Source organism: Pseudomonas sp. GW456-12-10-14-LB2 (assembly GCF_002884345.1).
Classification (GTDB): Bacteria; Pseudomonadota; Gammaproteobacteria; order Pseudomonadales; family Pseudomonadaceae; genus Aquipseudomonas; species Aquipseudomonas paraglycinae.
In genome coordinates this window covers 1-21036 of the sequence record NZ_POHV01000061.1, presented here as the reverse complement: position 1 = coordinate 21036, position 21036 = coordinate 1, and the positions used below count along the sequence as shown (strand labels likewise).

Genomic DNA, 21036 nt, shown 5'->3' with positions numbered 1-21036 from the left:
GGGGAAAGGGGGAAGGGGACTGCATTATTTCATTCGGTCCCCTTTGTTTCTTAACCCGCGTCGCCGCCATTTGGCTCTGAAGGCGCATCCGGACATTCATTGCGCCATCGCGTAACCGTCATGCCTTTGATTTGCTCTCCCATGGTGTCGACACGCAAGCAGGCGCCTTTCTTTGAATAGAACAGGATGCAGCGCGAGCTATCAAAAGAGCAGGTATCGACCTCCAGGAAATCGCGAGCAGCCAGCTCCCGCTCGACACCACTGTATTCATAGCCATCGCGGGTGTGCATCCGGGTTGGTTTCCATCCTTGTTTGATCAACTTGGACCTGGCCGATACCAAGGGCTCATCGACGGCGATGCCTGCTGGCCCGTGCTTGACGTTTGTCGCTTGCGAGCCGCCGGCAAACGCAAAGCTTGTACCTGTGCAATACATTGCGAAGAGCAGGAGGGTTGGGGTCTTCATTTGATCGTTCCACAAAAAGGAACAGATTTCTGTTCCCTTTGATTTCTGGCTTCAATCCTTTTCAGGGCATTTGAAGTTCCAGGAATAAATCTTCATGTCTTTGACTTCTTCGCCGACAGTTCCTACACCTAAACAATCACCGTTCTTGATGTAGTTGAAGCTGCAGTAACGGACGCCTTCCGTGCAAGACTCGATTTCACTGAAGCCTTTTCTTTGGATGACGCTTTCAACCCCGAACCCACCGGAGTGGGTGGGATTTGGCTTCCAGCCATTTTTGATCAAGGCTTTTCGGGCTTTCGAAAATGGCATTCCCTCTTTGATAGGAAGATCTGCTGCGCTGGAAAATAAACTGACGCAACATAAAAGGCTGATGGCTAATATTTTTTGTTTCACTTATCAGTACCGCCAAAGAAAAGGGGACGAGTTTATTTTCACTGGAGGGTTTCTGATAGAGTCCGCACTCGTTCAATCCGCTGACAGGGAGTCAGGCACATGGCAAAGCCTGCCGCACGCATCACTGATCCAACCTCCTGCCCGATGCCCGGGCATGGCCCAAAGGCTATCGCCTCAGGATCCCCCGACGTGTTCTTCGACGGCCTTGCTGCCGCCCGTAAAGGAGATACCTGTACCTGTGGGAGTGCACTGGTTTCGGGTGTTTCCGCTACGGTGTTCATCAATGGCAAAAACGCTGCGCTGATCGATACCACAGGTTCACATGGCGACGTTGTGATTGGTGGTTCGGGGACTGTCATCATCGGGGATTCGCATACCCCGGCACCTTTCATTCCTCCTTTACCTCTCGCCATTCAGAAACGATTCGGGCAGTCGTTCAGTGTTACCGACAGTGAGACGGGTAAGCCGTTGGCGTTTCGTGACTACGTTGCGACGGTCAACGGTGTCGAGACCACAGGCGTTACCGATGCCGATGGCATCGCGCACATCAAGACGCCGACACCCAACGGCCAGATTTCGCTTCACATCACGTTCAATGCCCCAGCTCGAACGCTTCATGAATTTTCGGAGAAACAGTAATGGCCGCCAGTTTTGCGACACAAGCAACTGCTCAGGAGATAAAGCCGGGCGAGTTCATGTGCCCTATACCGGTGGCTGTGAATGATCGAGCGGCTACTCGTGAGGCGATTATCAAACGGGTTCGGGATTTGAAGGTCACGTTTGTCGAGCGCTCGTCCTGGAAAGCGTTGGATGGCAAGAAGGACATGGTCAAGGATTGGGACTACACCATGATCGCTTTGCACCACGCGGGCCGCAGCCATAGCTGCACTCCCGGTGCAGAGCAGATGCAAGAAATCCAGAAAGGACACCTGAGCCAGAAGTACGATGATATTGGCTACCACTACGGCATTGATTGCACTGGGCAGGTTTTTGAGGGTCGTGACATTCGGCTTCAGGGTTCAAGTGTTCTGAAATACAACACAGGGCTGATTGGCATCGTCCTGCTGGAAAACCTGACGACACCGGAGGAGGGTGGCGACTGGGTCGCCAAAGGTCGGGTGGCTCTGGATAGCATCGGTTACAGCACCACAAACGTTATTCCCAAAGAGCAGATCGTTTCGCTGATGCACCTGATCGACGCATTGAAAAGCGTGTTTTTTATCAAGAATTTTGGTGGCCACCGGGAGTATCCAGGGCAAGGCTCTGAAGGGAAAATTTGCCCCGGAAATATTGGAATGGAGCTGGTCAGAAATATCAGAGCTAAAACCCAACTGCTTCCACCGCCGGCGCCACAGCAATGAAAAAGCTTTTAATCGCAGCAATCCTCGCCGTAGTAACCGTGCTCTATGTCGGCTACTACGAAGCGCTTGAGGACGGGGATATCGAGACCATTGTCTTCATCAAAAAGCACCCGACGTTTCGGATGAAGTTCTACAACATCCACGCGAACGATGGAGAGATCAGGAAGGTAGAACGCCTGACAGCAGAGGAGCGGGGGTGGATTATTGATTACTGCAGGTATCGTTTGGGAATCGACACGGACCTGAAGACTCAGGATGACGTCGAGATGTGTCGCAAAAAATAGAAATGCTCATTTGGCCGAGGTCGTCAGTCACACCTGACAACCTCGGCCATTTTCTTTTCGTCTATTGAGCTACAGCTCTCAGACGCTTACGCCTTCACCTCAACATGATCCAACGCCTGATTCACCGCCAGCTCGCTCAACATCACCAACTGCGCAATCCCGATCGCAGTCTTGCGATGGGCAGGCTCCAGCGTGGCCGCGAAGTTGTTGAGCATTTCGCTGGCTGATCCCAACGATTCGCTGGCGTTGGCCAGGAGGGATTCGGTGTTGTACGCCGGGTTGGCCAGATACATGGGGTCGTGTTTGTGGTGGCTGCCCATGATGCGTTGTTGTGGGGTGAGGTAGTGGTCGAGGGCGCGTTCGGCGGCTTCGTTCAGGGTTCGGGAGTCGGGGAATTTGTAGGGTGAAACCGGATCGGTTTCGGGGGGATTTGGTGTCGGTTTGAACATAGATGAAACTCCTCATGCTTCAAAAAGGGAGGCCATCCAATTTCGCTACCAAACGAAGGTGGCGGCCATGCTCAGGTTGGTAGACCGGCACATGAGGAACCCGGCGCACCCGAAGGTGCCCTGTGCATGACCACCATAAAGCCGAGACGAAAAGACGCCACGAATGGTGATGCTGTGCAGAACTCATGTGCGGGCTACCAAACCCGATCACTGTTTTTCAGTGACCCGGAAACGATAAAACCCGCATTCCAGACGCACAAGCCGGCGGATTCTGGCGTAGTCGTAGGCAATGACGCAAGGCGTTGTAGCCTTGAGGAAGTAACGGTGGGTGTCTTTAAACGGGGTCGTGGGAATTGATTAAACAGGTGAAAAAAGAAAGCCAATTTTCCTGTCTGGAAATGGATCTGGCTTCGCTCATTCAGTCGCTCCCCTGATTTTTCTTGCGGTGTAAGAAATGACGGCTATCAAAAAATTCTTGAGCTCCCACGCCCAAGCGCCCGCGAGCATGCAGATAACCAGAAAATGAAAATATTGATGAAACTCTGTAGAGGGCACTTTCTGTACGCTTTTCCCGACCAGTCCAAGCGTCATCAGGCTGATGCAAAAAAAGCTCAAACACCGTAATGCGAGATAGCAGAGGTCTTTGATGCTGGTCGTGTACACCCAGCTTTTCGCAGATTCAGAAAACAGGGCAGCCCACCCCAGATGAAACACGCTTGCGTAGATGAAGCTCAGGCTTAGACGTTGCGACACATCAGCGCCGGAGCTGAGGTAAAACTCCGAATAGAAATGGTCGAGAGAAATGCCTACCGGACGAAAGAGGTCGAGGAGGGGAAACAGGGCAACCCCGCCGGCGAGATAGATAGCAAAAAAAGCGATGATTTTCATCCTGCACTCCATTGCTTCGTAAACGGCATCGGTTGATGATTTTTCGTCCGGGGGAATTCGAAAGCATAGTCACCCTTGTCACATCCGTTTATTGGCCTGGGAGCGAAATCTCAGCCTGGTCTATAGCTCCTGTTTTCGGCGTGCTGCTGATCCCCGGGGCTTCATTCCGATTCATATCAACTTACACCACCGCCATTAGGCGGCGCGCAGTGATGGAAATGAATATGCACAAATGCATTGACTAACTATGCATTAATGCATAATCTTGCTTCCAGCTGGTTCCGCAAGCCGTCTAAAAACAAATCTCTCCAACCCCACCGCAACCTGTCCTCAACATCTCAGGTTGCCACCAAGCCCCGCCAGACGCGGGGCTTTCACTACGCAAAAGGATTTATGCCCAATGACAGCAAACACCACAAACCTCGCCGCCCAGATTGATTGCATCACGGTCGATACCCTTGATGATCTGTACGCCGTGAGTTCGGCCACGTACAAAAAGGTTTCAACGCTTGGCTTTCATGCTCGCGGTGATGGAGGGCACGCCGAGTACGTTTTGGACCCAACAGGCACCGGCGGCGCTAGTCCTATGATCATTAACGCGAACGACGGTGGTCGTTGGAAGTTGATGCACGACGGTAATGTCACCGCCGAGCAGTGCGGCTTCAAGCGCGATGGCAGTGTGAATAAACAAGACGCCTTGAACCCGGCGATTGCAGCAGTCACTGCCGCAGGCGCGAGAATCGTGTGGGGTTACGGCACTTACGTCTGCGAGTACATCCAGATCATTCCGAACATGTCTTGGGTCGGTAAAGGGCAGTTCTTTACGATACTCAAGGCCAAGAATGGCCTGAACACGGATTTCATCTCTTCGAACTTCAACATCAACACGAACAACGTTTCGATTGTCGGTATGCAGTTCGACGGCAACCGCGCCAATAACACCAGCGGGAACACCTTTGCACTCAAAGGCGCCAAGCAGAATCTGCGGCAGGTGACGATTACACAGTCTGCCTCCCAAGGTCTGATCACTGATTTCGACATCATCGATGGTGAGCGCAAGTTGGGTTTTGAAAGTACGTATGAAGACATTCTGATTGATACGACGGGTCAGCATGGCTGGTTGTACAACGGGCCAACCGACTCCGCGATGACCAACGTCACGCTGCTGGACTGCGGGGTATCGAAAGATAACGCTTGGTACGGACTATATGCGCTCAGGAACTTCAGAGCGGATAACCTGCATCCCTGGAATCGTTCTTCCACCAGTAATGTTCCAGCGGCGTCGGTTTATATCGATAAATCGGCACCCGGTTGTACGGCCGTCAACTCACACTTCGAGGGCGGTCATTGCCCACTCGTCATTTGCAGCAACCAGAACTCATTCAGCGACTGCGATTACTACGCGCCTCGTGGCAGCCATTGCATCGATAACCAAGGGACGGCGAACAAGATCAGTGGTGTGCTTGGCGCGACAGCGGCAGCGGTGAACCCCAATTACGCCGGCATTCGGATGCGCGGCGTAGGTAACATGATCGACCTTACGGACGGTGGATGTGTGAACGGTGCGATCGATTTCACTGAAAGTCCGGGCGGCAACCTTGTCAGGATTTCCGGCTATAGAAGTTCGGGTGTTCCTTATGTCAAAAAACCTCATCCTACAGACGACGTGCTTCTCGTCATTCTGGGTGCAGGCGGCGGGGTGCTTTCAAAACCCTACTCGGCTTGATAAACGGGAGGGTCAAGAGCGGCCCTCACCCTAGCCCTCCCGAAACGTCGGACCGCCCGTAGGGAGAGGGGACTGACCGAGGTGTCTTGTGCTTTACATCGACCTGAGAGACCGAGTTGATTATGGATTCAACGCGGTACGTGCAAGTTGGTTTAGATCTTTAGGTGGGTGTCGGAAATATCCTACGCTGATTCATTTGCCATCGAGGGGGCCGATATTTAAGGCGGGCTCGGGCTAGGGATTCTCGGGGCGGCTAAGCAACGTTTCAATCTTAGCCAGTGGGGGCCGCTCCTGCCCCCGATCAAACACCTGTACCCCCACCTTCAACAACCGCCCACTCTCTGCCGCTGCGATCACCTGCTCACACCGCAACAACAACCGCCCCTGATCACACTCCACCGCCTTAACCCCCATCGGCAATCTTCCCTCCAACCGAAGTTCAGCCATCCGACTCTGCGCCGCAATCATCGCAATCGAGCGATCCCGCAAAACCCCGCTGCTCTGCGTCATCAACCCTGCGACACGCACGGCGGCGGACATGGCGACGGCGATGATCGCCAGCGCCACGAGCACTTCAATCAGGGTAAATCCGGCTTGCGGGTAGGGGGTACGCATCGGGGTCTCGGGCGGTCGGGCAGCCCTTGACGCTAACGCCCGTGCTTGACGGCTTGACGACGAAAACACCCGAGGATTTTCAACATCCCTGACATATCTTCTTGCAACACTGCGCGTCGAATCGAATCAAGCCAGGGAATGACGAGATGGATATCGCGCAATTCAAACAGCCCAGTCGACCGAGCCGGATGCCCCGTGGGCAGCAGGGTTTTACGCTGATCGAGATCATGGTGGTCGTGGTGATTCTCGGGATTCTGGCGGCGATGGTGGTGCCCAAGGTGCTGGACCGGCCGGATCAGGCGCGGGCCACGGCGGCGAAGCAGGACATTGGCGGGTTGATGCAGGCGCTGAAGCTGTATCGCCTCGATCATGGCACTTACCCGAGCCAGAGCCAGGGCCTGAAAGTGCTGGTGGAGCGGCCGGCCGATGCGAAGAACAGCAACTGGCGCTCGTACCTGGAGCGTCTGCCGAATGACCCGTGGGGTCGGCCTTATCAGTACCTCAATCCCGGTGCCAACGGCGAGATCGACATCTTTTCCCTCGGCGCCGACGGCCAGCCTGACGGCGACGGTGTGAATGCCGACATCGGTTCCTGGCAGTTGTAAGGCCGGTCATGAACAGCCAATCGAACCAGCAGGGGATGGCGATCATCAGTGCGCTGCTGATCGCGGCGGTGGTCGCGGTGATCGCTGCCGGCATGCTGACGCGCCAAAGCGTTTCGACCCGTGCGCTGGAAGCCGAACAATTGCGCGTGCAGGGCCGTTGGTTGCTGCACGGCGGGTTGGAGATCAGCCGGCAATTGTTGTGGGATGCGCGGCAGCGCGATCCGCTGACCCGACTCGATCAACCCTGGGCGCAGCGCTTGAACACCCAGGGTTTCGAGGGGCGGCTGGAGGACGAGCAGGGCAAGTTCAACCTGCGCAATCTGGTGGCCAACGAGCGGATCGATGATGCGCAGGTACAGGCGTTCGAGCGTTTGTGCGAGTTGATCGGTGTCAGCAGCGGCTTGAGCCGGCGCATCAGTCAGCGGGTGATCGGCTCTTATCCGCACCTGTTGAATGCCCAAGTGGTGGACAAGCCTGTGGCGAAAAATACGTTCGACAGCGGGCGCGCCACCTCGCCATCCGCGTCGCGCAAACCGCAACCGCCGACCTTACCGATGCTGCGTACGCTTGAGGATTTGCGCAGTGTCGACGGGGTCAACGATGCGCTGTTGGCGAAACTGGCGCCGTACCTGACGGTGATACCGGCGACCACCTGGCTCAACGGCAACACCGCCACCGCGCCGGTGCTGGCGGCGTATGTGCCGGGGCTGTCGCTGGAGCGGGCGCAGGCGTTGATCAATGAGCGTGACGCCGGGCGCTGGTTTATCAATCGTGGGGATTTCGTCAATCGCCTGCGACTGCCGCAACTGGAGATCACCAGTGTCAAGGTCGGCATCACCAGCGACTGGTTCCGGCTGCGCGGGCAGGCGCGGCGCGATCAGCGGCGGGTCAGCCTCGATGCGTTGCTGCATCGCAGTGAGGATCGTTTGCCGCAAGTGATCTGGTCGCGGGTGGGCGTATGAGCCAGTTGCGCGTGAGTTTGCCGCCGCTGGCGGAGCTGGGTCTCGACAGTGAAGTGGATTGTGCGTGGCTGGATCGACAGGGGCAGGTCACTCGCCAGGAACGCATGCGGCTCGGCGCGTTGCCGAAGCAGCCGCTGGTGTGCTTTCTGCACCCGTCGGACAGCCTGTTGGCGAGTATCGATTTGCCGCCGCTGCCCGCGAGCAAAACCGCCGCCGCTGTGCAATGTGCGGCGCAGGCCTTGATGCTCGGCGACAGCGCCGAGATGCACATCGCCCACGGTGCTCGCAATGAAAGCGGCCAGGTGCAGATTGCCTGGGTAGCACGCAAGGAGTTGCAGCACCTCGGGCAATTCGGTTTGAACCTCAAAGGCCTGTACCCGGCGGCCTACAGCTTGCCGGTGATGGCCGGCGGCGTCGGCTGCCTGCACGACGATCATCTGTTGCTGCGCCACGGCCCGAATGCGGCGCAGGTGCAGCCGATGATCGACGAAGCATGGCTGCTCGAAACCGGTCTGCCAGCGCACTGGATCGGTGACGGCGCGCCAGAAACGGTGCAATCGACATTGGCTGAAACGCAACGTTGCTCCGGCCCGTTGCCGAACTGGGGCCTGCACGGTGGCATTCAACAACCGGGCACCGAACCTCGAGGTTGGGGCAGGGCGCTCGGTTGTTGTGCGCTGGCGCTGGCGGTGTGGGTGATCGGTTTGAACCTGTACGCCGCTCGCGAGGCCGGGCAGGGTCAGCAGCTCAAGGCGCAGATGGCGCAGCGGGTGAAGCAGGCGTTTCCCGAGTTGCCGGTGATCCTCAATCCGCTGCAACAGGCCCGTCAGCAAATCGCGGCGCGCCAGCAAGGCGCGGTGGATGCGCCGGGTCAGGATTTCACGCGGCTGGTGTTGCAGGCCGGCAGCGGCATGCCGTCCATGGCGGGCACGGTGCAGCGGCTGGAGTTTGTCGACGGTGCGTTGCAATTGAGTCTGCTGCCCGAGGCGCGGCGTTCGGGCAACGACAAGGGCTGGCAAGACACGCTGGCCCAGGCCGGCATCAGCATCAGCCCGAATGACGACGGCTGGGTCCTGCGCCCGGCCGGCGAGGCGACCGCCGCCACCGACAACGACGACAGCAGCGGAGCCGAAGATGAATAGCCCATCGCTTGCGAAATACCGCGCCGGTTGGCAGCGCTTCAATGCTCAGTTGCAGGCCCGTTGGCAGCCGTTGGCCGTGCGGGAAAAACGCATGGTCGGCGGCATGGCGGCGCTGTTGCTGGGGCTGTTTGTGTGGGTGGCGCTGGTTCAGCCGCCGCTGAAGAAGATCGCCACCTCACAAGTCGAAACCCCGAAACTGCGCGCCCAGGCCGAAGCGCTGGAAGTGCTGTTGCGCGACGTCAGCGTGCGCCCGGACGGGCAGAACCTGGAACAGTCGCTGCAACAGACCTTGCAGGCCAGCGGACTGGGCGGCCATTACCAATTGGCGGCCGCGTCCGCCGGCTGGCAGTTGACCTTCGACGCGGCACCGGCCGACGCCGTTCTCGACTGGCTGCTGAGCCAACCGCGGAATTTTTCACTGCAAGTGGTCGAGGCCCGCCTGCAACGCGCAGACGACGCCGCGACCGATGACACCGCCGGCACTCTGTCGGGCACCGTACGCATGGATCAGGCGCTGGGCGCTAAGGAAGCTTCATGAAGGGGTCAGGATCCAAACGCATGGCGTTGCCGATGCTGTTGATGGCATTGAGCGCGTGCAGCAACACCACGCCACCGAATCAACCGCCGCTGCTGGTGGACAGCGAACTCGGCCGGCCGCTGGCCAACACCCAGCGCAGTGGCGACGCGGTGCTCGACCGCGAGCGTGCGCAGGCTCAGGTCAAACCGGCGCCGAAGCAATTGCACAACATCACCGAACGCGCCCGCAGCGGTGGTTCGGCGCGGGGCACGACGTTGCCGGCCAATCCGTTGGGCGATCAACCGGTGACGCTGAATTTTGTCGACGCCGATATTCAAGCGGTGGTGCGGGCGTTGTCGCGCTCTACCGGCCAGCAGTTTCTGGTGGATCCTCGGGTCAAGGGCAACCTGACGCTGGTCTCCGAAGGCCAGGTGCCGGCGCATCAGGCTTACGACATGTTGCTGGCGGCGCTGCGCATGCAAGGTTTCAGCGTGGTGGATGTCGGCGGCGTGGCGCAGGTGGTGCCGGAGGCCGACGCCAAATTGCTTGGCGGGCCGATCTACAGCGCTGACAAACCGGCCGGCAACGGCATGCTCACCCGCACGTTCCGCCTGCAATACGAGAACGCGGTGAACCTGATCCCGGTGCTGCGCCCGATCGTGTCGCCGAACAACCCGATCAACGCCTATCCCGGCAACAACACCATCGTCGTCACCGACTACGCCGAAAACCTCACGCGGGTCGCGCAACTGATTCAAGGCATCGACACCCCGAGCGCCATCGACACCGACGTGGTGCAGATCCAGAACGGCATCGCTGCCGACATCGCGCCAATGGTCGCTGACCTGCTCGACGCACCGGGCAATGACCCGACGCAGAAAATCGCGGTGATCGGCGACCCGCGTTCCAACACCATCATCATCCGCGCCGGCAGCCCCGAGCGCACGGAGCTGGCGCGCAACCTGATCTACAAACTCGACAACGCCCAGAGCAACCCGAGCAACCTGCACGTGGTGTACCTGCGCAACGCCCAGGCCGGCAAACTGGCCCAGGCCCTGCGCGGTTTATTGACCGGCGAGAGCGACAGCGGCACCAGCGACAATGCGCGCTCGATGCTCAGCAACATGGGCAGCTCCACCAACTCGGGCGGTGGGCAGAACGGCCAGAGCGGCACGCAAACCAACGGCAGCACGTCGACCACCAACAGTGGCAGCACCGGCGGCAGTTACGCTCAGGGCAGTAGCGGCACCAGTGGCAGCGGCAATGCGCAAAGCAGCGAACAGAACGTTGCCTTCAGCGCCGGCGGTGTGACCATTCAGGCAGACGCGACCACCAATACCTTGCTGATTTCCGCGCCGGAACCGCTGTATCGCAACCTGCGCGAAGTCATCGATCTGCTCGATCAGCGCCGCGCCCAAGTGGTGATCGAAAGCCTGATCGTTGAAGTCGGCGAGGACGACGCCAGCGAATTCGGCGTGCAATGGCAGACCGGCAACCTCGGCGGCAACGGTGTGATCGGTGGCGCCAACCTCGGCGGCTCGGGGATCAACGTCAACGGCAAGACCAGCCTCGATGTGCTGCCGCAAGGCCTCAACCTCGGCTACGTCAACGGCACGGTCGACATCCCCGGCATCGGCAAGATCCTCGATTTGAAAGTGCTGGCTCGGGCCCTGAAGAGCAAGGGCGGCACCAACGTGCTGTCGACGCCGAACCTGCTGACCCTGGACAACGAAGCGGCGAGCATTTTCGTCGGCCAGACCATCCCGTTTGTCAGCGGCAGCTACGTCACCGGCGGCGGGGGCACCAGCAACAACCCGTTCCAGACCGTGACCCGTGAAGAGGTCGGCTTGAAGCTCAACGTACGGCCGCAGATTTCCGAGGGCGGCACGGTGAAGCTCGACATCTATCAGGAAGTCAGCAGCATCGACGAACGCGCCTCGGCGGCGGCCAATTCGGCGGGGATCGTCACCAGCAAACGCGCGCTCGACACCAGTATCCTGCTCGACGACGGGCAGATCATGGTGCTCGGCGGTCTGCTGCAGGACGGCTACAGCCAGAGCAATGACGCGGTGCCATGGCTGTCGAGCATTCCGGGGCTGGGCGCGCTGTTTCGCAACGAACGCCGCTCGATCACCAAGACCAACCTGATGGTGTTCCTGCGCCCGTACATCATCCGCGACAGCGCGGCGGGGCGCAGCATCACGCTGAACCGTTACGACTTCATGCGCCGCGCCCAGGGCGGTCTGCAACCGGAGCGTAGCTGGGCGATGCCGGACATGCAGGCGCCGCAGTTGCCGGCCACTGCCCAAGGCGTGCCGGCACCGGTGTCCGGCCCCCGCGCGACGATCAAAGCGGTGCCGCTGCAATGAGCGCATTGCCTTACGCCTGGGCCAAGGCGCAGCGGATTCTGCTGCGCGACGGCGTGCTGACGGTGTGCCCGTCGACGCCGGGCTGGTCGATCAGCGAAGTACGGCGGCAGTTCGGCGCAGCGAAGCTTGAACGGGTGCGCGATGACGAACTCGACGGTTTGCTCGCCACTGCCTACGCCGACACCGGCAGTGCGGCGGCGGTGGTCGGCGCGGCGGAAAACGAAGTCGACCTCGACCGCCTGATGCAGGACATGCCGGAAATCACCGACCTGCTCGACACCCAGGACGGTGCGCCGGTGATCCGCATGATCAACGCCTTGCTCACGCAAGCGGCGCGGGATGAGGCCAGCGACATTCATATCGAACCGTTCGAAACCCATTCGGTGGTGCGCTACCGCGTCGACGGCACGCTGCGCGACGTGGTCTCACCGCGCAAGGCGTTGCACGGTGCGCTGGTGTCGCGGATCAAGATCATGGCGCAGCTCGATATCGCCGAAAAACGCTTGCCGCAGGACGGGCGCATTGCGTTGCGCGTGGCCGGGCGGCCGATTGATATTCGCGTCTCCACTGTGCCCACCGGTCATGGCGAACGGGTGGTGATGCGTCTGCTCGACAAGCAGGCCGGGCGCCTGCATCTGGAAACATTGGGCATGAACGCGCAGGTGCTGGCCAAACTCGATCACCTGATCCGCCAGCCCCACGGCATCGTGCTGGTCACCGGCCCGACCGGTAGCGGCAAGACAACGAGTTTGTACGCGGCGCTGGCGCGACTGGATGCGAGCACCAGCAACATCCTCACTGTGGAAGACCCGGTGGAATACGACTTGCCGGGCATCAGCCAGATTCAGGTCAACGCGAAGATCGACATGACCTTCGCCCTCGCGCTACGCGCCATTTTGCGGCAAGACCCGGACATCATCATGATCGGTGAGATCCGCGACCTCGAAACCGCGCAGATCGCGGTGCAGGCTTCGCTGACCGGTCACCTTGTGCTCGCAACGTTGCACACCAACGATGCCGTGTCGGCGGTCAACCGCTTGGTCGACATGGGCGTCGAGCCGTTTTTGCTAGCCTCGTCGATGCTCGGGGTGTTGGCCCAGCGGCTGGTGCGGCGGCTGTGCAATCAGTGCAAACAGGAAGATCCGGCGACGCCCGGCACTTGGCGTCCGGTCGGTTGTGCGGCGTGTAATCACACCGGTTACAGCGGCCGCACCGGCATTCATGAATTGTTCTGCATCGATGACGACATCCGCACTCTGATTCACCAAGGGGCAGGGGAGCAGGCGTTGCGTGCGGCGGCGAGCAAGGCCGGGATGTTCAGCCTGCGCGAGGACGGCGAACGCTGGATTCGCAGCGGTGCCACGGCGCCGGAAGAAATCCTTCGTGTGACACGGGACGCCTGATGAATCGCTATCGTTTTGAGGCTGCCGATGCCAGCGGCAAGATCGAGTCCGGGCATCTGGAGGCGGACAGTCAGGGCGCTGCGTTTGGCGTGCTGCGCGGGCGTGGTTTGACGGCGTTGTCGGTGGAGAAGGAAAGCAATGTCTCCCAACATGGCGGCGGTGGAATGTTCAGCGCCAGAATGTCGGACAACGATCTGGCGTGGGCCACGCGGCAACTGTCGAGCCTGCTTGGCGCCAGTCTGCCGCTGGAGGCGGCACTGAGCGCCACGGTCGAACAGGCCGAGAAAAAACACATCGCCCACACCCTCAGCGCCGTGCGCGCCGATGTGCGCAGCGGCATGCGCCTGGCCGAAGCGCTGGCGGCGCGGCCACGGGATTTTCCGGAGATTTACCGGGCGCTGATCGCGGCGGGCGAGGAGTCCGGTGATCTGGCGCAGGTAATGGAACGGCTGGCGGATTACATCGAGGAACGCAACAACCTGCGCGGCAAGATTCTGACCGCGTTCATCTATCCGGGCGTGGTCGGGCTGGTGTCGATCGGCATCGTGATTTTCCTGCTCAGCTACGTGGTGCCGCAGGTGGTCAGTGCGTTTTCCCAGGCGCGGCAGGATCTGCCGGGGCTGACTTTGGCGATGCTCAATGCCAGTGATTTCATCCGTGCGTGGGGCTGGTTGTGTGCCGGGGTCATGGCCGGTGCGTTCTGGAGCTGGCGCCTGTATCTGCGCAATCCGGCTGCGCGCTTGAGTTGGCATCACCGGGTGTTGAAGTTACCGCTGATCGGGCGCTTTGTGCTGGGGCTGAACACGGCGCGGTTCGCCTCGACGCTGGCGATTCTCGGCGGCGCCGGGGTGCCGTTGTTGCGGGCATTGGAAGCGGCGCGGCAGACCTTGTCGAATGATCGCTTGAGCCTGAGCGTCAATGAGGCCACCGCCAAAGTGCGCGAGGGCGTCAACCTGGCGGCAGCGCTGAAAGTGGAGAACGTGTTCCCGCCGGTGCTGATTCACCTGATCGCCAGCGGCGAAAAAACCGGTGCGCTGCCTCCGATGCTCGAACGTGCTGCGCAAACCCTGTCCCGCGATATCGAGCGCCGGGCGATGGGCATGACCGCGTTGCTTGAGCCGCTGATGATCGTGGTGATGGGCGGGGTAGTGCTGGTGATCGTGATGGCGGTGCTGTTGCCGATCATCGAGATCAACCAGTTGGTGCAGTAGTTTTCTCAACTTTTTTTACCGGCGTCTGATCTCACCCGAGCGCCAAAAACAGCATCCTCGGGTTCTCCTTTCTGTCATCTGCAACGGCCCTTCAAGGGCTGTGGCCGATTCCCTCGAAAAGCTTGCCGCAGACACTCCGCACAACCCCCGGAACACCCGAGAAAATCCCTCGAAAATCAGCCTGCACCTCCCGAGGTTTTTTCCTTTATCTGTCACCGGAAACTGCGAATTTCTCAGTGCGACTTAACCACGGACCCCGCTTGCGAAGGTCGGCGGTGAGTCTTCCCAGTGTCATGCAAGACCCCTGAAAACCTGTGTTCACAACCAACGTTGAAAAGGAGATTCTTCATGTTCAAGCGCACTCTGATCGCAGCTTCCCTGACCGTCGCTGCCCTGGCTTCCGCCCAGGCCATGGCTGCCAACGTAACCGGTGGTGGCGCGACTCTGCCTGCCGCTCTGTACAAAGGTTCTGCCAACAGCATCTTGCCAGCCAACTTCAGCTACCTGGGTACCGGTAGCGGCACCGGCAAGACCGCTTTCCTGACCAACAACTCGGCACTGTTCAACACCACCGGTTCGGTTCACTTCGCCGGTAGTGACTCGATCCTCAGCGCTTCGGAAATCAGCACCTACAACACCAACTTCGGCGCTTCGTACGGCCCGCTGATCCAGCTGCCTTCGGTGGCCACTTCGGTTGCCATTCCGTACAAGAAATCCGGCCAGACCGCTCTGAACCTGACCAGCGCTCAGCTGTGCGACGCCTTCTCCGGCGCCAAAACTACTTGGGGTGATCTGCTGGGCACTTCCGACACCACGCCGATCCGCGTTGTTTATCGCAACGTTTCCAGCGGCACCACGGAAATCCTGACCCGTCACCTGAACTCGATCTGCCCGACCAGGTTCGCCACCAACTCCACCTTCGCCAGCGCTCGTCTGCCAGCCGGTTCGACCCTGCCTTCGACCTGGGTAGGTGTTGCCGGTACTGCTGACGTGGCCACTCAAGTCAATGCCGTTGACGGCTCCATCGGTTACGTTGGTCCGGACGGTGTGAACGCCGCCAGCAACGCCGTGGTTGCTCGCGTCAACGGCGTACAGCCAACCACCGCCAACGTTTCGCTGGCTCTGGGTTCGGCGACTCTGCCAACCGCGCCTTCGAACCCTGCCCAGTGGGTACCGGTCGTTCCTAACCCAGCCAGCGGTTACCCGATCGTGGCTTACACCAACTTCATCTTCGGCCAGTGCTACAAGGACGCCACCGTGGCCGCTGATGTCAAAGCTTTCCTGACCACCCACTACAGCAACCCGGGCAACAACGCTGCCACCATCGCTCACAGCTTCACTCCGGTTCCAACCAACTGGAAAGCGGCTGTGACTGCCAACTTCGTCACCAACACCTCGGGCAACAACCTGGACATCAACAACGCCAGCGTCTGCAACGCTGTCGGCCGTCCTTTGTAAGCCTCGCTTCACGGCAATGAAATGGCAGCAGCCTTCGGGCTGCTGCCATTTTTTTTGGCCGATCTACACCTCGTTCATGAAGTTTGTGTGACATCCGTTCGGTCGCGGCCCCCGCCAACCGCCTATGTCGTAACAGCAGGGGCAAGCCGACCTGCGGCCTCATGTGGCAAACAAAAAGGATCTCGTAGTGATGCTCGCTCGCCCATCCCGTCGCAGTACCCGTGTTCAGCCTCAGCAGCGCATGGACGCCGATCCGGCGCTGTGGTTGCTCAAGCCCCTGGCGCAGGCGATTGCCTTGTGTCTGGTGGCAGGCAGTGCCGAGGCGGCGACTGCGTTCAGTTCGGGATGGTTCGCCGCCAAGGGCGCGGCGCAACAGGCTGCCGCAGCGCGCCCGAGCGTGGGCGGATTGCCGGGGATGACGCCACCGCTGGCGCAGCAGCAAAAGGCCAACCAGCAGTTGCAGCGCTCGATTCAGACCCTGAACAACACGGTGGCCGCGATTGCGGCGCAACAGGCGGCGCAGGCGGCCGGTCGTGCGGCGGCGCTGGGCACGGTGCAGTTTGTGCCTGATGGTCTGGGCGAGGGCGGTCTGAAGGTCGATAACAGCCTCACGCAAGGTTGGCAGAACGCCAAGGGCCCGCAGCAGACTCAGGTTGATGGCAAGACCACGGTGAAGATCGAGCAGACCGCCGACAAGGCGATCCTCAATTGGGAGACCTTCAACGTCGGGCGCAACACCACGGTCGATTTCGTCCAGCAGTCGAACTGGGCGGTGCTCAACCGGGTCAACGATCCGAATGCGCGGGCCAGCCAGATTCAGGGCCAGATCAAGGGTGACGGCACGGTGATGCTGATCAACCGCAACGGCATCGTGTTCAGCGGCACCAGTCAGGTCAACGTGCGCAACCTGGTGGCGGCGGCGGCCAACATCACTGACATTCAGTTCCGCGACCGCGGCCTGTATTTCGACAGCACCGGCAGCCAGCCGACGTTCACCGAGGCGGCCGGCAAAGTGCTGGTGGAGCGCGGCGCGTCCATCGAGACCGCGCGGCCGGCCAAATCGACCGATGCCGGCGGCTATGCCTTGCTGCTCGGCAGCGAAGTGCAGAACGACGGCAGCATCAACACTGGCAAGGGCCAGACCGTGCTCGGCGCGGGGGATCGCTTTTACATCCGCAAAGGCTCGGGCACTGAAGGCAATGGTTTCTCGACGACGTTCGGCAACGAAGTCACGCCGGGCTTCAAGACCGGCAGCGCTGCCGGCAAGGTCAGCAACAACGGCCTGATTCAGGCCGCGACCGGCGACATCACCCTGACCGGCCATGAGGTCGTGCAAAACGGCGTGTTGCTGGCCAGCACCTCGGTCGCCACTCGCGGCACGATTCATTTGCTCAATCCGGCCACCGACACCCAGGGCAGCGTGACGCTGGGGCAGGGCAGCGCGACGGCGATCCTGCTCGACAGCAGCGATCTGACCGCCCTCGACAGTCAGCATCAGGCGGCGCTGACCGGCGTTACACCGAACAACCGGATTCGCAGCGATCAGTCGCGCATTGATATCCAGAGCGGCGGCAGCGTCGAGTTCCAGAACGGTTCGATCACCCTGGCCACGGGCGGCCAGGTTGCAGTGGCGGCGCAGCGTCGCAGTCTGGTGCGTGACGGCGCATTGATCGATGTCTCCGGTGCCATCGGCGTGAAAGTCGCGATGGAATCCAACAGCATCAAGATCAACGTCCAGGGCAACGAGCAGCGCGATGCTTCGGTCAATCGCGACAAGGGTGCGCTCAACAGCAATGACATCTGGGTCGATGTGCGCGAACTGGTTTACGTCCCGGCCGGCACCAACGGCTACGCCACGGATCGCTGGTACACCGCTGGTGGTCTGCTGGAGGTCGGCGGTTACCTCGGCACCCAGGGCCACAGCATCGGCGAGTGGATGGCTCAGGGCGGCATGGTCAGTTTTGCCGGCAATGACGTGGTGACCGAGAAGGGCTCGCTGATCAACCTGTCCGGCGGCACGCTGGATGTACAAAGCGGCGAGATTCGCCAGAGCTGGCTGCGCGGGGCCGACGGGCGCCTGTATGAGGTCTCAAAGGCACCGGGCGATCTGCTCTACACCGGGCTGTACAAAGGCTTTGAAGACAGCAGTGAACGCTGGGGTCAGACGAGTTATTACTACAACCCGTTGATTGCGCCGTCCAGTCGTCGGGAGTCGGGCTACACCGTGGGACGCGATGCCGGGCAACTGGTGATCGGCACCCGCAACGCTGTGCTCAAAGGGCAAATGCTTGGCGAGGTTTATCAGGGCGAGCGCCAGATCCAGGCACCGCGTGCCGTACTCGATGGCTATGCGCAGCGTCAGACGGCGCTGGCGCGGCGCGGGCAGTTGATTGTCGGCAGTTATGACCCGGCGTACGTGGCGGCTTCCGGTGGTTTGCTCTACGGCCTCAACCCATTGTTCGATCAGGTGCAGGTCGGCGGCGAACGTCCGCTGGCCGGCGATGATCGGGAGCTGACCGGCGCCGTATCCGATGCGCGCAGCGGCAAGCTGTTTCTTGATGCCGGGCAACTCAGTGACTGGCAACTGGGCACGCTGAAAGTGGCGGCCAAGGAACGGATCAATGTCCAAGGTGCCGTCACCGTCGACAATGGCGGCGACATCACCCTTTACGGGCCGGACGTGCAGGTCAACGCAAACCTGACCGCGCGTGGCGGCAGCCTGCATCTGGGCAATGTGCTCAATCAGCTCAACACCGATCGCCTCACCGACACCCGACTCGTCGCGCCGACCGGCAAGGCTACCCGCGTGAGCGTGGCTGAAGGGGCACAACTGGACACTCGCGGTCTGTGGAGCAACCTGCGCACCAACCCGGACGATACCGCCAGCCTGGCGTATCTGGATGGTGGCGTGGTGTCGATTCGCAGCAGCGGTGACATCGAGATCGGTGTCGGCAGCCTGCTGGACGTGTCTTCCGGCGGGGCGATTCTGGCCAATGGCAAGACGCGCGGCGGCAAGGGCGGTGACGTGACGCTGGAGGCCGGCGCCTTGACCGCGTCGGGTGACAGTCATCTGACTCTGGACGGCCAGCTGCGGGGTTACGGTGTGTCTGGCGGCGGCCGTTTGTTTCTGCAGACCTGCGATGTGCTGATCGGCCAGACCGATAAGCGTCAGGCCGACTCTGTGTTGCAGCTGACGCCGACGCTGTTTGAAAAAGGCTTCTCGACCTACAACCTGATTGGCCTGAACCGGATGGAAGTGACGGATAACACCGTCATTGATGTGTCGATGCCGGTCTATCGCTTCAGCGAGGCGGCCGCCAATCAGGTCAGCGGTGCCGCACCGCAGCAGGCACTGGAGTTGTGGACGCCGCCGCTCTATCAGGAAAATCCGACCAAGGCCCAACTGACGCGGCGTGCCGGTGCCAGCCTGACGCTACAGGCCGGTACCAGCGAAGTCAGGTTGCTCGATCCTGCACACACGACCCTGAGCCTCGGCCAGGGCTCGCGCATCAGCGTCGACCCCGGGCAGAGCATCAACTTGCGCGGCGCGGGACAGATCACCCTCAATGGCGAACTGAATGCCTGGGGTGGCACCCTCGATATTCGCCAGCAACAGTTCGGTTCGAACGACGTCGCCGACAACTCACAACTGGCTGACAACGCAGCGCACAACCGCTCGATCTGGATCGGCGAACACGCGGTGCTGGATGTGGCTGGCCGCGCGCCCACGGCGGTGGATGCGCTGGGTCGTACTTACGGGCTGGTGGGCAAGGGCGGCACGATCATCGTCGGCGGTGAAATCGATGCGAAAAAAGCCACGGCGACATCGGCCGATGCCTATGTGATCGTGCGTGAGGGCGCACGACTGGACGCGTCCGGTGCTCAAGCCACGCTGGATATCGCCGGGCAGGGCCCCACGCCGATAGCCACCGATGGTGGACGAATCAGCCTCAGCTCCTATAACGGACTGTTCATCGATGGCAGCCTGCGTGCAGTCGCCGGTGGTGCGGGCGCAGCCGGCGGGCGTCTGGACATTGCACTGGAGACGCCGCTCTACGACCTCAACCTCGCCGCCAATGAAGTGCGTGCCGCCAGGGAAATCATCCTTGGACAGGACGCAGGCAAGTCCCAGCTGCCGCAGGATCTGCAACCCGGTGCCGCTGCTTCAGCCTTGCAATACGGTCGTGCCCGCCTGGGCGCCAATCAGTTGATGGCCGGCGGTTTCGACAACCTGAGCCTGCTGAGCAATGGTTTGCTGTCGTTCGACGGCGATGTCGATCTGCACAGCCGCCAGAGCCTGAGCCTGTATGCCGGCGCGTTGGCGTTGGCCGACGGCGCCAGAGAGACTGCGCGGATCAATCTGTCAGCGCCGTATCTGCGGTTGTCGGGGACCGGCAAATACTTCGACGCGCCGGGTTATCTGCGCCCGCGAGTCATGAACACTCCGACGACCCATGTGGCACCCGCCACGTTCAACGCCACGGCGGACCTGCTGGATCTGGGCAACAGCCTGTCGTTCGGCACGGCGGGGAAGATTGCGTTACTCAACGGTGCGGCAATCGAGGTCAGTCGGCGCGGCTTTGATCAGGTGACTTTGCACAGCCGGGGGGATCTGCGCTTTCTGGCTCCGACCGGGTACACCACTAAAACGGAGTTGTGGACGCCTGGGGACCTGAACCTGCAGGCCGCGCAAATCTATCCGGCCAGTGATGTCACTGCCGAGGTGCGGGTCGGTTATCAGAGCGCGCACCCGGGCGCCGACCCGGCGCGCACCTTGCGCATCACCCGCGCCGGGAGCGCTCCGGCCGCCGTGCCTTACTCGGTGTTTGGCGACTTGACGCTGGCTGCCGGGCACATTGAGCAGGGCGGCGTTATTCGTGCGCCGCTGGGCATGATCCGCCTGGGCGACGAGACCGTGGTCAACACCCATGACCTGCATTTGTTGCCGGGCAGTGTGACGTCGGTCAGCGCGGACGGACTGGTCATGCCCTATGGCGGCACCACCGACGGCATCGACTATCGATACGCTGGCAAATCGGTTGTGCTCAAGGGGATTACCGCAGAAACCGCCGGTGTAACGCTGACCTCGCGGTACGTCGATGTGCAGCAGGGAGCATTGATCGATTTGTCTGGCGGCGGCGACCTGCGAGGGGCCGGGTTTGTGTCCGGTCGGGGCGGCTCTACCGATG

General features: G+C 60.8%; 18 protein-coding genes. 13 read left to right on the top strand and 5 right to left on the bottom strand.

Annotated features, from left to right (window positions below):
* Positions 1–50: 50 nt before the first annotated feature.
* Both C1X29_RS27170 and C1X29_RS27165 read right to left on the bottom strand, forming a co-directional pair.
* Positions 51–464, bottom strand: a complete 414-nt coding sequence (locus C1X29_RS27170; RefSeq protein WP_102718851.1) for a hypothetical protein — start codon at positions 462–464, stop codon at positions 51–53.
* Positions 465–515: 51 nt separating this feature from the next.
* Positions 516–857, bottom strand: a complete 342-nt coding sequence (locus C1X29_RS27165) for a hypothetical protein (RefSeq protein WP_256584403.1) — start codon at positions 855–857, stop codon at positions 516–518.
* Positions 858–956: 99 nt separating this feature from the next.
* On the opposite strand from C1X29_RS27165, the gene C1X29_RS27160 reads away from it, so the two are divergent.
* Genes C1X29_RS27160 through C1X29_RS27150 form a run of 3 tightly spaced genes read left to right on the top strand, consistent with a single transcriptional unit; the run spans position 957 to position 2502 of the window.
* Entirely contained in the window at positions 957–1496 is a 540-nt protein-coding gene (locus C1X29_RS27160) for a PAAR domain-containing protein (RefSeq protein WP_102718849.1), read from the top strand.
* Positions 1496–2218 carry a peptidoglycan recognition family protein gene (locus C1X29_RS27155; protein WP_102718848.1) on the top strand — a complete coding sequence of 241 codons (723 nt, stop codon included), beginning with the start codon at positions 1496–1498 and terminating at the stop codon, positions 2216–2218. The genes C1X29_RS27160 and C1X29_RS27155 overlap by 1 nt, the downstream gene beginning before the upstream one ends.
* Positions 2215–2502 carry a hypothetical protein gene (locus C1X29_RS27150; RefSeq protein ID WP_102718847.1) on the top strand — a complete coding sequence of 96 codons (288 nt, stop codon included), beginning with the start codon at positions 2215–2217 and terminating at the stop codon, positions 2500–2502. The genes C1X29_RS27155 and C1X29_RS27150 overlap by 4 nt, the downstream gene beginning before the upstream one ends.
* Before the next feature lie 86 nt (positions 2503–2588).
* Here C1X29_RS27150 and C1X29_RS27145 read toward each other — a convergent pair whose 3' ends face one another.
* Positions 2589–2951, bottom strand: coding sequence for a hypothetical protein (locus C1X29_RS27145; protein ID WP_007959368.1), 363 nt, complete (start codon positions 2949–2951; stop codon positions 2589–2591).
* Between the two features lie 414 nt (positions 2952–3365).
* Positions 3366–3839: a hypothetical protein gene (locus tag C1X29_RS27140; RefSeq protein WP_102718846.1), complete on the bottom strand. Its 474-nt coding sequence runs from the start codon at positions 3837–3839 to the stop codon at positions 3366–3368.
* Positions 3840–4239: 400 nt separating this feature from the next.
* On the opposite strand from C1X29_RS27140, the gene C1X29_RS27135 reads away from it, so the two are divergent.
* A complete protein-coding gene (locus tag C1X29_RS27135) occupies positions 4240–5565 on the top strand; it encodes a hypothetical protein (protein ID WP_102718845.1) in 1326 nt (441 codons plus the stop codon).
* 234 nt (positions 5566–5799) lie between these two features.
* Here C1X29_RS27135 and gspI read toward each other — a convergent pair whose 3' ends face one another.
* Positions 5800–6180 carry a type II secretion system minor pseudopilin GspI gene (gspI, locus tag C1X29_RS27130; RefSeq protein WP_102718844.1) on the bottom strand — a complete coding sequence of 127 codons (381 nt, stop codon included), beginning with the start codon at positions 6178–6180 and terminating at the stop codon, positions 5800–5802.
* A gap of 146 nt (positions 6181–6326) precedes the next feature.
* Here gspI and gspG point away from each other — a divergent pair, with 146 nt between their 5' ends.
* The 9 genes from gspG to C1X29_RS27085 all read left to right on the top strand — a co-directional run.
* Positions 6327–6785 (top strand): type II secretion system major pseudopilin GspG, encoded by a 459-nt coding sequence (gene gspG / locus C1X29_RS27125; RefSeq protein WP_011334561.1) that lies wholly within the window; start codon positions 6327–6329, stop codon positions 6783–6785.
* Positions 6786–6793: 8 nt separating this feature from the next.
* Positions 6794–7747 (top strand): type II secretion system minor pseudopilin GspK, encoded by a 954-nt coding sequence (gspK, locus tag C1X29_RS27120; protein ID WP_102718843.1) that lies wholly within the window; start codon positions 6794–6796, stop codon positions 7745–7747.
* Positions 7744–8889 carry a type II secretion system protein GspL gene (gene gspL / locus C1X29_RS27115; protein ID WP_102718842.1) on the top strand — a complete coding sequence of 382 codons (1146 nt, stop codon included), beginning with the start codon at positions 7744–7746 and terminating at the stop codon, positions 8887–8889. Before gspK ends, gspL begins: the two co-directional genes overlap by 4 nt.
* Entirely contained in the window at positions 8882–9427 is a 546-nt protein-coding gene (gene gspM, locus C1X29_RS27110; RefSeq protein WP_102718841.1) for a type II secretion system protein GspM, read from the top strand. The genes gspL and gspM overlap by 8 nt, the downstream gene beginning before the upstream one ends.
* Entirely contained in the window at positions 9424–11775 is a 2352-nt protein-coding gene (gene gspD / locus C1X29_RS27105; protein ID WP_102718840.1) for a type II secretion system secretin GspD, read from the top strand. Before gspM ends, gspD begins: the two co-directional genes overlap by 4 nt.
* On the top strand, positions 11772–13178 hold the full coding sequence (gspE, locus tag C1X29_RS27100) for a type II secretion system ATPase GspE (protein WP_102718839.1): 1407 nt from the start codon (positions 11772–11774) through the stop codon (positions 13176–13178). The genes gspD and gspE overlap by 4 nt, the downstream gene beginning before the upstream one ends.
* Positions 13178–14389 carry a type II secretion system inner membrane protein GspF gene (gene gspF / locus C1X29_RS27095; protein WP_102718838.1) on the top strand — a complete coding sequence of 404 codons (1212 nt, stop codon included), beginning with the start codon at positions 13178–13180 and terminating at the stop codon, positions 14387–14389. Before gspE ends, gspF begins: the two co-directional genes overlap by 1 nt.
* Before the next feature lie 348 nt (positions 14390–14737).
* Positions 14738–15847, top strand: a complete 1110-nt coding sequence (locus C1X29_RS27090; protein ID WP_102687582.1) for a substrate-binding domain-containing protein — start codon at positions 14738–14740, stop codon at positions 15845–15847.
* Between the two features lie 190 nt (positions 15848–16037).
* A partial coding sequence (locus tag C1X29_RS27085) for a filamentous hemagglutinin N-terminal domain-containing protein (protein WP_146023273.1) occupies positions 16038–21036 on the top strand: 4999 nt, incomplete at its 3' end.

What these genes read in the sequence shown, in the direction of transcription:
- C1X29_RS27170 (WP_102718851.1), bottom strand. Translation starts at nt 464, where the DNA reads ATGAAGACCCCAACCCTCCTGCTCTTCGCAATGTATTGCACAGGTACA.
- C1X29_RS27160 (WP_102718849.1), top strand. Translation starts at nt 957, where the DNA reads ATGGCAAAGCCTGCCGCACGCATCACTGATCCAACCTCCTGCCCGATG.
- C1X29_RS27155 (WP_102718848.1), top strand. Translation starts at nt 1,496, where the DNA reads ATGGCCGCCAGTTTTGCGACACAAGCAACTGCTCAGGAGATAAAGCCG.
- C1X29_RS27150 (WP_102718847.1), top strand. Translation starts at nt 2,215, where the DNA reads ATGAAAAAGCTTTTAATCGCAGCAATCCTCGCCGTAGTAACCGTGCTC.
- C1X29_RS27145 (WP_007959368.1), bottom strand. Translation starts at nt 2,951, where the DNA reads ATGTTCAAACCGACACCAAATCCCCCCGAAACCGATCCGGTTTCACCC.
- C1X29_RS27140 (WP_102718846.1), bottom strand. Translation starts at nt 3,839, where the DNA reads ATGAAAATCATCGCTTTTTTTGCTATCTATCTCGCCGGCGGGGTTGCC.
- C1X29_RS27135 (WP_102718845.1), top strand. Translation starts at nt 4,240, where the DNA reads ATGACAGCAAACACCACAAACCTCGCCGCCCAGATTGATTGCATCACG.
- gspI (WP_102718844.1), bottom strand. Translation starts at nt 6,180, where the DNA reads ATGCGTACCCCCTACCCGCAAGCCGGATTTACCCTGATTGAAGTGCTC.
- gspG (WP_011334561.1), top strand. Translation starts at nt 6,327, where the DNA reads ATGGATATCGCGCAATTCAAACAGCCCAGTCGACCGAGCCGGATGCCC.
- gspK (WP_102718843.1), top strand. Translation starts at nt 6,794, where the DNA reads ATGAACAGCCAATCGAACCAGCAGGGGATGGCGATCATCAGTGCGCTG.
- gspL (WP_102718842.1), top strand. Translation starts at nt 7,744, where the DNA reads ATGAGCCAGTTGCGCGTGAGTTTGCCGCCGCTGGCGGAGCTGGGTCTC.
- gspM (WP_102718841.1), top strand. Translation starts at nt 8,882, where the DNA reads ATGAATAGCCCATCGCTTGCGAAATACCGCGCCGGTTGGCAGCGCTTC.
- gspD (WP_102718840.1), top strand. Translation starts at nt 9,424, where the DNA reads ATGAAGGGGTCAGGATCCAAACGCATGGCGTTGCCGATGCTGTTGATG.
- gspE (WP_102718839.1), top strand. Translation starts at nt 11,772, where the DNA reads ATGAGCGCATTGCCTTACGCCTGGGCCAAGGCGCAGCGGATTCTGCTG.
- gspF (WP_102718838.1), top strand. Translation starts at nt 13,178, where the DNA reads ATGAATCGCTATCGTTTTGAGGCTGCCGATGCCAGCGGCAAGATCGAG.
- C1X29_RS27090 (WP_102687582.1), top strand. Translation starts at nt 14,738, where the DNA reads ATGTTCAAGCGCACTCTGATCGCAGCTTCCCTGACCGTCGCTGCCCTG.